The 11,665-nt window shown below is 49.8% G+C and carries 8 protein-coding genes; 3 read left to right on the top strand and 5 right to left on the bottom strand.

Going from position 1 to position 11,665, the window contains the following annotated elements:
- The first annotated feature begins 1 nt into the window (after position 1).
- Genes FHW36_RS13985 through FHW36_RS13975 form a run of 3 tightly spaced genes read left to right on the top strand, consistent with a single transcriptional unit; the run spans position 2 to position 2,847 of the window.
- Positions 2 to 982 carry an NAD-dependent epimerase/dehydratase family protein gene (locus FHW36_RS13985; protein ID WP_145669880.1) on the top strand — a complete coding sequence of 327 codons (981 nt, stop codon included), beginning with the start codon at positions 2 to 4 and terminating at the stop codon, positions 980 to 982.
- A gap of 18 nt (positions 983 to 1,000) precedes the next feature.
- Positions 1,001 to 2,077: a sensor histidine kinase gene (locus FHW36_RS13980; protein ID WP_145669878.1), complete on the top strand. Its 1,077-nt coding sequence runs from the start codon at positions 1,001 to 1,003 to the stop codon at positions 2,075 to 2,077.
- Positions 2,074 to 2,847, top strand: coding sequence for a LytR/AlgR family response regulator transcription factor (locus FHW36_RS13975; protein ID WP_145669876.1), 774 nt, complete (start codon positions 2,074 to 2,076; stop codon positions 2,845 to 2,847). Before FHW36_RS13980 ends, FHW36_RS13975 begins: the two co-directional genes overlap by 4 nt.
- 49 nt (positions 2,848 to 2,896) lie before the next feature.
- On the opposite strand, the gene FHW36_RS13970 is transcribed toward FHW36_RS13975, so the two are convergent.
- The 5 genes from FHW36_RS13970 to FHW36_RS13950 all read right to left on the bottom strand — a co-directional run bounded on the left by FHW36_RS13970 (position 2,897) and on the right by FHW36_RS13950 (position 11,630).
- On the bottom strand, positions 2,897 to 4,678 hold the full coding sequence (locus tag FHW36_RS13970; protein WP_246121150.1) for an SGNH/GDSL hydrolase family protein: 1,782 nt from the start codon (positions 4,676 to 4,678) through the stop codon (positions 2,897 to 2,899).
- Between the two features lie 85 nt (positions 4,679 to 4,763).
- Positions 4,764 to 6,917, bottom strand: coding sequence for an SUMF1/EgtB/PvdO family nonheme iron enzyme (locus FHW36_RS13965; RefSeq protein WP_145669874.1), 2,154 nt, complete (start codon positions 6,915 to 6,917; stop codon positions 4,764 to 4,766).
- Between the two features lie 24 nt (positions 6,918 to 6,941).
- Positions 6,942 to 7,856 carry a TIM barrel protein gene (locus FHW36_RS13960; RefSeq protein WP_145669872.1) on the bottom strand — a complete coding sequence of 305 codons (915 nt, stop codon included), beginning with the start codon at positions 7,854 to 7,856 and terminating at the stop codon, positions 6,942 to 6,944.
- A gap of 45 nt (positions 7,857 to 7,901) precedes the next feature.
- Positions 7,902 to 10,025, bottom strand: coding sequence for an outer membrane protein assembly factor BamB family protein (locus tag FHW36_RS13955; RefSeq protein ID WP_145669870.1), 2,124 nt, complete (start codon positions 10,023 to 10,025; stop codon positions 7,902 to 7,904).
- 153 nt (positions 10,026 to 10,178) lie between these two features.
- On the bottom strand, positions 10,179 to 11,630 hold the full coding sequence (locus tag FHW36_RS13950; protein WP_145669868.1) for an alpha-L-fucosidase: 1,452 nt from the start codon (positions 11,628 to 11,630) through the stop codon (positions 10,179 to 10,181).
- Positions 11,631 to 11,665 lie beyond the last annotated feature (35 nt).

Genomic DNA, 11,665 nt, shown 5'->3' with positions numbered 1-11,665 from the left:
AATGAATAGGAAGAAAGTACTGATTACGGGCGCCAATGGCTTCCTCGGCTCTAACCTGACCCGGGAATTGTTCCGCCTCGGATATGATATCCGGGTGATCATCCGTCCCACGGCCGATATACAAGGCATTGCGGATATTCCCTGCGATGTTTTCTATGGCCACATCGATAACAGCGACCAGGTACACGAAGCGGTAAAAGGTTGCGATATCGTGATCCACGCCGCCTGTATCACCGGCCAATGGGGCATTTCGTTTGAAGCGTATGAGCGGGCTAATTTCACCGCCACCAAATATATCACGGCCGCTTGTATCGCTCACCGGGTAGAGAAATTCATTTACGTGAGCACAGCCAACACCATTGGTCCGGGCAAGAAAAATAATCCCGGCAATGAACTCAATGGGTTCACGTTGTTCAACGCCAACTCCGGCTATATCAACAGTAAATACCTTGCGCAGCAATATGTGCTGGAACAGGTAACGAGCCGGCAATTACCCGCTGTAGTGGTCAACCCCACTTTCATGATAGGCCCGCACGACGTAAAGCCCAGCTCCGGCCAGTTGCTGCTCTATGGACTCAAACACCGGCTGCTGTTCTATCCGCCGGGAGGAAAGAATTTCGTACATATCAAAGATGTGTGTCGTGGTATCATCAATGCCATCTCCAAAGGAAAAACAGGCGATTGCTACCTGCTGGCCGGGCAAAACCTCAGCTACGGGGAGTTTTTCCGGCTGCTGAAAAAAATTTCCGGCAAACGCCAGGTTCTGATCCGTATCCCGGCCTTTGTACTGAAACTGGGAGGATTGATTGGCTCTATTCCCGGTATCTCCGGAAAATTAAACTATAGCACCGCTTATATGTTATGCCTGGATAACTATTATTCCGGCAAAAAATCCGAGCGGGAACTGCAATTAAGCTATACACCGGTAGAAACTGCCGTGAAAGGCGCATTTACCTGGTTTAAGGAAAATAACTATTTTTAGTAACAGACAAACGACCCGATGAATTTTCAAGAGAATGAAAAGCTATTTTCCAGCAAGCTGTTTCTGTACCTCTCCCGGATACTGATACTGTACACCTTCAGTACTATCTTCAAATCCTTTGACCACACCTTTGTAAAAGGGTTGCGGATACTGGATTTCAGGGGACAAATGTTCAGTCTCTTTTACGTGGTGTTCGGACTCATTGTATGGGAAGGCGCAGCCCGCCTGGCCGGTTGGCTGGAAAAGAAAACGATCCGTCATAACAACTCAGGGCGGCTCGTGATCCTCTGCGGAGGCCTGTTGCTGTACGGGATGATTGTAGCATTTTTATTCGGCTTCGGGTATGCAGTTTCAGACATCGGGTTGTTTCACCGGTATGAAGCCTGGGAAAGCTTCCGCAATTTCAGCTACGACCTGAACTTCGGCACCTTTATGTTTTACCTGCTGATCCTGACTTTCAACGGTATCATTTTTTATTACTCCGGCTGGAAAGAATACCAGCTACAGGCAGAGCGGCTAAAACGGGAAAATATACAGGCCCGTTATGATGCGCTGAGAAACCAGATAGACCCGCATTTTTTCTTTAACTCATTAAGCGTGTTGACCAACCTGGTATATAAAAGCCCCGACTTGTCGGCCGATTATATTACGCAGCTGGCGAAAACTTACCGGTACATCCTGGATAAAAAATTTGAGAACCTGGTCACCATTCAAACGGAGCTCGATTTTCTTGACGCCTACCTTTTTCTCATTCGCATCCGCCACCAGCAAAGCATACAGTTTAGTGTAGTACTGCCGGAAAAGGTAAAAACCAAAGGAATGATACCGCCGGTAACCCTGCAAATGCTGATTGAAAATGCTATCAAGCACAACCGCTTTTCGGCACAGGATCCTTTGCTGGTAAAGATCAGCGAAGAAGACAACTGCCTGGTAGTATCCAATCATATACGTCCCCGCACCAACCCGGAAATATCTTCCGGCATAGGACTGGAAAATATCCAGAAAAGGTATGCCTTAGTTGGGAATAGCAATGTAGTCGTGTGTCAGCGGGATGATCTGTTTATTGTAAAATTACCCATTATCACTTCCTCATGAGAATAGTAATTTTTGAAGACGAAATACACAATGCCGAACGGCTGATTCAATTGTTGCATAAATGTGATCCGGACATAGAAATTGTAGCGGTGATTGAATCGGTGGCGGAAGGCATGAAATGGATGGAACAGCAACAGCGGGTAGACCTGATGATGATGGATATCCAATTATCGGACGGCAACTGCTTTGAATTGTTCGATAAAACAAAAGTGCAGACGCCTATTATCTTCACCACCGCCTACGATGGTTTTGCTTTGCAGGCATTTAAGGTAAACAGCATTGATTACCTGATGAAACCTATTGAAGTGGAAGCGTTGCGGAATGCCTTAAAAAAATATGAACAGTTCCGCCCTGCCAATAATTACACCCTGGATATCAGCCGCATTGCAGAAGAGTTCCTGCGCCGCGACAGCACCCGTTTTATTGGCAGGATCAATAACCAGTTGATTTATGTAAAAGCGAAAGACATTGCCTGGCTCCAGTTTAACAAAGGCACTACCTGGGCCACTACCAATGCCAACCAGCGGGTACCACTGGATTATTCGCTGGACCAGATAGAGAAGCTGCTGGATAGGAATCAGTTTTTCCGTATTAACCGGCAGTTCATCATTCACCTCGACGCCATCAAAAAAATTACCACCTATTACAATAGCCGATTAATTCTTCAATTAGCACCTGATGTTGATACTGATGTTATTATTAGCCGTGAAAGAGTTACTGAATTCAAAAACTGGCTCGAAGGGAAGGAAGACCACCATACTACAGGCTAAGCAAGAGGATCACCGGCATAGGTAATCCTCTTGCTAAAAGTGGTTTATGTTACATTTTCAGGTACTTGTCGATCAATTCTCCCAGCTTCCCATAGCCTTCTTCATTAGGATGTAGCCCGTCAGAAAAAAGGCTCTCATCAATTTTTCCACCTGATTTCAGGAACAGTTTACCTGCATCCAGGAATTGTATGTCTTTGCCGGAAGGGATAATACGGGCGTAGCGCTTATTGATACCTGCTACCCTGCTTTCCATATTTCTCCTGGGTAAAAGCCCCATGAGAATGATATGCGTAGTGGGCAGCTTGGCACGGATCTCCCGCAACAGGTATTTGACTCCCGCTGTGATCTCTGCATCGGTGTTGAGTTGCAAGTTGTTGGTACCAATCATGAGTACCAGGTATTTGGGGGCTATGCCATCCAGTTCGCCATGCTGTACCCGCCACAACGCATTTTCTACGCGGTCCCAGCCAAAGCCCATGTTTTCAGCTTGTTTGGGCGCAAAGTATTTATCCCACGACTGGGTGCCTCTCCGGGTGCGGGCTACCGGCTCACCACCCCAGAAATGTGTGATAGAGTTGCCCATAAACACCACCTGGGGCTGATGTGTTTTATTGTATGCCATCACTTCCTGGTGGCGTACTTCCCAATCGTACGTGGCAAAGTCGCGCCGCTGGGTAATGGCCGTAGCAGTAATGCCCTCGCCATTTTGCATGTGCAGGATCTCCCGGATCTTTTTCGTATAAGCGTTGGCGTAGTTCATCATGCCCAGGTCATTGGGATGCGTGCCATCCACCATACAATCCAGGTCCTGCCCTATTTCTGCCTTGGATAACAGGCTGAGGCCCTTTACCCCGGCCTTTTGCAGCGAATCTACCACTTCCCGCAGGGTGGCATTCACCTGTTCATAGGCCGCCTTGCTGTCGGTATTGGTTTCATCGGTCGTATATCCGTCGTGTTCGGTGAGCAGGATAGGAATGCCGGGCCGTTTGGTTTGCAGCATAGTCACCGCATTGGTGATCCGTTTTTTCAGCTCTGCGCCTGCATAGGCGGCGCCGGTGAGATTGGGCAGGCAGTCCAGCACATAGAGGCGGGCGTTCACCTCTCCTACCAGATCCAGTACTTCTTTTTCCAGTCGCCCATTTCCGGAAAATGCCAGGTTAATGACTGGGCTTTCCAGCCGCCGGCTCAGGATATTGGTCCATGCCATACCCGGGCGGGAGGCACAGGCCCCCTGCGCAATGGAAGTACCGTAAACGACTACCGGCGCTTCGGTACGCACTGGCAATGGCGTAAACATACTTTCTGTTGGCACATCCACTGTTAGCCATTTTACCGAGTTGTACAAGGGCAGATACAAGGTATATTCCACATGCTTTACATGTTGGTCGGCCTGTTTCAGGTGAGAAAACCGGTATACGATGGTGTCGCCAAAGCTATACTTACCGCCACACCACATCCATCTGCCATCAATACTTTTCGCATACATATCTACACCGCTTACGCCGGTTGCAGGCATATGAGGCATTTGCTTGTCACCAGCCACGGCATACTTGACGATGATTTCATCGGCATCTGTCCGGAAGCGGAGACTCAGACCGGCGCTGTTATTTGACAGGCTCCAAACGGGTGGGCGTACATCTTTCTGCGCCCTTTCCGGAAAGCGGTCGTAGTAATTTCTAAGCCCTGTTTTCCAACCTTGCCCTTCCAGTGCATACACGGTATCGGTAGCAGGTGTCCAGGTTTTATAGGTACGTGAAGCAGCTTGCTGCGCCATGCTTCCCGCTGTAGTGAGGAGAAGAATAGCAATCGTGGAGATTATTTTCATTTTCATATTACCAGGTAAATTGTAATTGCCTTTTTCAGCAGCAGATAAAATACAAAAAGCAGGACGATTCCTTTAAAAAAAGGATGGCTGCTTAATGGTCTGTCACACAGCGGAATCCTAATGTGCCGGCACGATCCATGCCAGGCGACAGCAACAGGTATTTTCCATGCTGCGTCAGTTGCTGCGCCTGCGGAAAATACCAGTAAGACGTTTGCGGGTGATAGTAGCTTCCTCCTTTCAGCACGGCCGAACGGGTATGCGTGTCGGTATATTCGTCGGTCCACTGCCATACATGGCCGGTGAGTGCCATCACGCCAAAGGGACTGGCGCCTGCCGGGTACCCATCCACGAAAGGTGGCGCATTCCGCTCCCGGCTGGTATCAGCAGGTGGGATGCGACTGGAGTCGGCAGTCATGCCCCAGGGATGTAACCGTTGGTCGTTACCCTGTGCGGCATATTGCCATTCCCATTCATGCGGAAGCCTTTTCCCGGCCCAGGCGGCATAAGCCCTGGCATCTTCTATGCTAACCCACGTCACAGGGCGCTGCTCCCATCCGGGAGGATAGGTGCCCTGCTGCCAATCTTTCAGGAAATTGTGATCATCCGCCGGATGATAGCGGGTAGCATCCATAAATTGTTTGAACTGCCGGTTGGTAACCGGGTAGCGGTCTATATAAAAAGCGGGAATGGCCAGGGTGTGTTGATGATCGCGCTGCGGATGCGCTTCCCAGGGATATTGTACCCCGATGGCATTGGGCAGTTCATTGCCTTCAATCATCACCCCGTGCGACTCAAACCGGTATTCCTTTGCAGCAGGAATAAGGATCATGCCTTCCGGCGCTTGTGCAGGTTTCCTGGTGGTGGCAACCGGTGTAAGCCGTTGCATCAGGGGCTTGCTATCGGCGGATAACCCAGACAGAGGTACGCGGGCCTGTTGCCGGATCTTATCCAGGAAAGCATTGAAGCCTTTGCCGGTAAAGGTGTCGGGGAGAACGGCTATTGCGCCATAGCCACAGGCTTCCATATTGAAACGCAGTATCACGTTGCCTTGTTCCTTTACGGGTTGTAGTTCAACCCCGTTCCAGACGTCGTAGTACCGGTAGCCTCGTTTAGCCGCCAGCGTTATTTGCCGGCCGTTCCGGGCCACGGAATCCCTGTTGATGAAAGTATACAGGGTAGCTGCTTTTCCAGGGAATGCAGCCGCAAACACACCCGGTTGTATCACCGGGATATGCGGCTCCCACTGTTCGCTGCTCCATACTTCAGGAAACTGCCGGTATATCATCCTGATTCTGCGAATGACGGCGGCATAGCGCTCCGGCAGCTGGTTCCAGATGCCCCATATATTCTCCCAGGTATTATAACCTACACCGTTGAAAAACGCAGACTGTAAATCGTCTGTCTTATTCACCGACCAGCGGTCAGTAACATGTACCTGGTGCCGGGGTTCCAGCCATTTGTACAGGCTCACGCCGGGAATATATCCAAAGGCTGGACTACCCCATTTTAACCAGTAGTAGCCCCAGCTCATCGTATTCCAGGCTACCATCTTCAGGTCGCCGATATGTATCTCGGGTTGTAATACCAATGGATAACCCATACGGGTATACGCTTCTTTAAAATCGAGCGTTACGCCGTTCATGGTGTCACCATTCAATCCATCGGCGCCCAGCTCTTTCATTTCTTCGGTGAGCGCAGCGGCCATGGGAATGGTTATTTTACGGGTGCCATGATCCCAGATCATAATGGGAAAGAATACCCGTACGCCCCGTTGATGAAAGTCGCGGATCATTTGTTTCACCGCCGCCTTTCCTCCGGGCAAATCCGCTACCAGGTCAAACTGGTTACGGTTATCGATCCCTATATTGGGATAGGTAGGCCATATTAATACGGCATCCAGTCCACCGTACCGTTTTTCAAGATCATCCAGGAAGTGATCTACAGTATATTTCCGGCTTGCCGGGTCGTACAGGTAGCGGTCGTGCGCCATGATCTGTGCATACATAAAAGTAGTGCTGACCCAGCTGAATTCCTTTCTGCTATATTCGTCACCGTTATATTGCAACCTGTCTTTTTCGTGTAGCCGCCACTGTTGTATAGAATCTAACCATTGGGCCCGTTGTGAGGGGGATCCGGGGCCGGCAATGAGTTCTGATTCTGCTCCCTGTAACCTGACCTGCTGCGCAGTGAGGGCTGCGGGCAACAGTAAGGCGGCAACACCTAGTACTTGTGTGATTTTTTTCATTGAATAGTGTCGGATTTAATTTGACTAATACCCCCATTTTTTCATTATCTGTAAATCAACTTTTACAGCATCCAGCGGCGCCTGTCCCTGGTAGGATTCCTGCTCTATTATAAAGTAGCAGGTACCTCCCGATTGCTTTCCCAGGTCGATCACTTCCTTCACCGGGATCACGCCTTTGCCTAGCACAGTACTTTCATAACTGCTGCCCATTTCGCCTTTGGCACTTTTAATTTCATCCTTCACATGCATGAGCTCAAAACGGCCGGGATATTTTTTGATGATATCCAGGGCAATGCCGCCGGCATGATACATGTTGCCGATATCCAGCTGTTGCGCCACCAATGCGGGATCGGTGCTGGTTAATATCAGGTCAAAGATTTTTTGTCCATTCAGCTGCTGGCTGAATTCAAAGTCGTGGTTGTGATACCCAAACTTCATTCCCGAGCGTTTACACAGGGCGCCGCTTTTATTGAAAACATCCATATAGGCTTTGAAGTCGTCGTAGTTTTTACGCAGACTTTCATCCAGCCAGGGGCTGATCACGAAATGCTGCCCTACCGTGGCGGCATCTTCCACCGTCTGTTTCCACTCATCGGTAAAATCTTTTTTCGCCGTATCCCAGTGGTCTTTGCGCATCACCGTATGACCGCTGGGCATAGACAAGCCCAGGTCGCCGAGCCGTTTTTTAAATTCGGTAGCGCTATACCCGTAAAATTTCCGGTTGCTGTAGCCGGCATGCTCTACATATTTATAACCCATGGTGGCCAGCTGTTTGAGGGTACCGGCAGGATCTTTTTTCATATCCTCGCGGATAGAATACAGCTGTATGCCCAATATGGGCTTCGATGCAGCCGCCGCCAGCAATGACTTAGGCAGCAGCGCGGTGCCGGCAATCGCCAGGCTCCCTTTCAGCAGAAAATTTCTTCTTGAAATTTGCATAATAACAGATATTTAAATGTGGAATAGATGTCATCTTTGTGCTGCTTACAGCGAAAAAGCGAGATAAGTATCTCCGGAGGGTTTTCCCAGCTTACCACCACCACAGCTGATCACCACGTATTGTTTCCCCTTCACTTCGTATACTGCGGGTGTAGCAAAACCACATGCAGGCAAAGTAGTTTCCCATAGCAACTGCCCGGTTCTTTTATTATATGCCCTGAATTTACTGTCGGCCGTAGCGGCAATAAATAACAGGCCGCCGGCGGTAACTACGGGGCCTCCATAGTTTTCGGTACCGCTATGAATACCCCTGGCTTTCAGCTCCGGGTAATCGCCCAACGTATCTTTCCACAGCAGTTTCCCGGTGTTCAGGTCAATGGCGCTGAGGGTGCCCCAGGGAGGCGATACGGCAGGGTAACCTTCTTTCGTTAAAAATTTATTGTAACCGGTAGCCCGGTAGGGTAAATCTACGTATGGGTCCGACTTTTTCCGCATGGCCACAAAAGCGCTTTGCTGCTGCGTTTTCAGATCGAGGATAAAAGTGGCCAGGGCATGTTTTTCGCTGCTATCGAGCTGTTTGAAGGCGGGCATCATTCTCCTCCCGGCATCTACCAGCTGTGTAAATCCTTTTTCATCATATCGTTGATGAATGTCCAGGAGAGATGGGAAATTACCGCCCCCTTTCCGCTCCGGTCCATGGCAAACCATGCAGTGAGTAGTATACAGGCGTTTACCGGCCTGTAGCTGCGTTTCTCTGGCTACAGCAGGCTTTGCATCGGCATCTACCATGGTGAGCACCCAGGGCATTTCACTGGCGTTTACGTACAGGATGCCGGTAGCCGGATCAGCAGCCGGGCCACCCCATTCTGAACCGCCATCAAATCCCGGAAAAATGACAGTACCCTGCCGGGACGGAGGCATAAAAAGATGACCTTTCTTATAGGAGGCGAGTCGCGCCCGGATATCTGCATAGGAAGAGTCGGATACCAGGCGGTTAAGGTCCTGCTCCCCCAGCGACTGACGTACAAAAGGTGCAAAAAAAGTGGGCACTGGCTGTGTGAGCGATAGCAGTTCTCCCGGCAATACCGTATCTCCCGGTACGGGCGTTTCCGTAACCGGGTACAGGGGTAGACCAGTTTTCTTATCCAGCAGGAAAATAAAACCGGTTTTGGTGACCTGCACCACCGCATCAACAGGTTTACCTTCTTTTTTGACCGTTAGCAACATGGGCGCAGTGGGCAAATCCCGGTCCCATACATCATGATGTACCGTTTGAAAATGCCAGATACGTTTGCCCGTGGCTGCATCCAGGGCGAGTACACAGTTGGCAAACAGGTTGTTGCCCTTTCTTTTACCACCGTAAAAATCGTAAGACGCCGACCCGATAGGTGCATACACCACACCGTTTTCCTCATCCAGGCTGAAACCGGCCCACGCATTGGCGCCACCGGTATGCCGCCAGGCGGCGGTATCCTGCCAGGACTCATATCCAGGCTCTCCAGGCTGCGGAATGGTATGGAATATCCATTTCCGTTGCCCGCTGTGTACATCATACGCCCGGATATAGCCCGGCGCACCACCCGCTTCTTCCGATACCCGGGTGCCGATAATGATCAGGTCTTTATAAATAGTGCCGGGCGTGGTGGAGGTAATATACATACCATCCATATTCCATCCCATATCCCGGTGCAAGTCTACAAATCCGCTATCTGCAAAAGTAGTAATAGGCCGGCCAGTGGCGGCATTGATGCAATACAGCCTGGAGCCTACGGTATAAAACAGGCGTTGATCAGATGCGCCATTGTCATAAAATGCTACGCCCCGGCAGGTGTTGGATGGCCTGGTATGCGGATCAAAGACCCAAATCTCCTTGCCGGTCCCCGCGTCTACTGCAAATAATTTCAGGCCCGCAGAAACGCCATATAGCCGGTCGCCCACCACCACCGGGTTTACCTGCATCTGCGTCATCTCCTTCGCATCGCCGGTATGATAGGCCCAGGCAACTTTCAACTGCGATACATTGTTGGTGTCGAGCGCCGTTAACGCGCTGTAATGAATATTTTCTTTACTCCCACCATATACCTGCCAGGTACGGTGCGACTTATCTTGTGGAGTACAGGCAGCCCATAACGTGGAAAGGAGCAGCCACCGGAACAGAGTGGAACGCATGAAAAATAGCTATTGGTTTTCTACTCCTTTAAAAATATACTTTTTAAAATAATTTTTTAAGAAAACTACAACAGCGGTGGGTAACTTTTCAATTGACAAAAAATCCCCCCGCCGAATGGCGGAGGGATCTCATAAAATTGACAGATGGACGATTTATCCTTTTATTTTAATCACCAGCAACCCTTCCGGCACATCGCCATGACGCAGCGCTGATAAATCCACAACACAATCTTTTCCTTTCTGCGTCCATTTCACTGCTTTGCTGCTGCCTAACACGGTCACTACGGCGCCTTTAGCCGGTGTATAGTTACGGATAGTTACCTGCTGCCGGTAAGCTGGTGCAAAGCAGTACAATGCCCCCGGCTTAGCCGTAAAGAATAATTCGATGTTGGCATGATCGGCCGACTTCTTCACCAGGTCATTTACACTGTAGTGCGCCATATACGCCGCTTCTTTGGTTTCCGGGCGCTTGCCATTGCTCCACTGCCGGCTTTCTTTCCAGGGTTTGGTATCATAAATAGCCTCTCCGTTCACTTCCAGCCATTTACCAATGTCGAGCAATTTCTGCTGCATGATCACCGGGATACGTCCGTCGGCCGTGGGACCTATATCGAGCAACAAGTTGCCGCCTCTTGATACAATGTCTACCAGCATCAGCACCAGATCGCTGCTTTTCTTGTAGTCATCGGCAGTTTCCATACGGTTGTAACCATACGACTGCCCTATACCCTGGCTCTCCTCCCAGATCACGCCGGGCTGCATACCGCTGCCATATTCTGAAGTGAGGTAAGTAGCGCCATTATTTTTACCACGGGTATTATTGCCCCAGCGGTCATCTATGGCTACTTCGTCTTTTACCGGCGACTCATTAAACAGCCAGGCCAGCAACGAAGGGCTTTGCCAGGCGGTATCCGACATCTCCCATTCTCCATCAGAAAAAATAACAGAAGGCTTATAGCGGGTCACCAGGTCTTTGAACTGGGGAGTCATCACTTCTTTTACATAACGCTGACGGTCTTTCAGCCACAGCGGGTTAAACCACTCATACAGGGAATAATAATACCCCATTTTTAGTCCCTCCTTCCGCACGGCTTCTGTGAGGTCGCCCAGCAAATCGCGTTTAGGCGTGCCCGTCACCGCATTCCAGGAATGACCCCAGGATTCATTGGCTTGTTTGTTATCCCAAAGGCAATAACCTTCGTGGTGTTTGGAAGTTAACACCACATATTTAGCGCCCGAGCGCCTAAACACTTGTGCCCACTGCTGTGGGTTAAACAGCGATGCGGTAAACTGGCTCTCAAACTGTTCATAAGGAGTGCCCTTCCCATAACTCTTATCATGAAATGCCTGTACCTGCGCATGAGATCCTTCCTGCGTTCCTCTCAGGTTATACCAATACCATTCAGAATAACCACCCGGGCCTACTACGGCATAGGATGGCACCGCATATACGCCCCAGTGAATAAAGATCCCGAACTTGGCATTATTAAACCAGGCCGGAATACCCCGCTTATTGAGCGACTCCCAGTTGGCTTCATATTTTTGGGCAAAAACAAGTGAAGTACTTAGTAATAGTAACAACAACCCGATACAACGTTTTTTCATAACTCGTTTTTCATTTAAATCTATACGAACTCAAA

This window comes from Chitinophaga polysaccharea, assembly GCF_007829335.1.
Taxonomy (GTDB): Bacteria; Bacteroidota; Bacteroidia; order Chitinophagales; family Chitinophagaceae; genus Chitinophaga; species Chitinophaga polysaccharea_B.
This window is presented reverse-complemented; position numbering and strand designations above follow the sequence as displayed.

What these genes read in the sequence shown, in the direction of transcription:
- FHW36_RS13985 (WP_145669880.1), top strand. Translation starts at nt 2, where the DNA reads ATGAATAGGAAGAAAGTACTGATTACGGGCGCCAATGGCTTCCTCGGC.
- FHW36_RS13980 (WP_145669878.1), top strand. Translation starts at nt 1,001, where the DNA reads ATGAATTTTCAAGAGAATGAAAAGCTATTTTCCAGCAAGCTGTTTCTG.
- FHW36_RS13975 (WP_145669876.1), top strand. Translation starts at nt 2,074, where the DNA reads ATGAGAATAGTAATTTTTGAAGACGAAATACACAATGCCGAACGGCTG.
- FHW36_RS13970 (WP_246121150.1), bottom strand. Translation starts at nt 4,678, where the DNA reads ATGAAAATGAAAATAATCTCCACGATTGCTATTCTTCTCCTCACTACA.
- FHW36_RS13965 (WP_145669874.1), bottom strand. Translation starts at nt 6,917, where the DNA reads ATGAAAAAAATCACACAAGTACTAGGTGTTGCCGCCTTACTGTTGCCC.
- FHW36_RS13960 (WP_145669872.1), bottom strand. Translation starts at nt 7,856, where the DNA reads ATGCAAATTTCAAGAAGAAATTTTCTGCTGAAAGGGAGCCTGGCGATT.
- FHW36_RS13955 (WP_145669870.1), bottom strand. Translation starts at nt 10,025, where the DNA reads ATGCGTTCCACTCTGTTCCGGTGGCTGCTCCTTTCCACGTTATGGGCT.
- FHW36_RS13950 (WP_145669868.1), bottom strand. Translation starts at nt 11,630, where the DNA reads ATGAAAAAACGTTGTATCGGGTTGTTGTTACTATTACTAAGTACTTCA.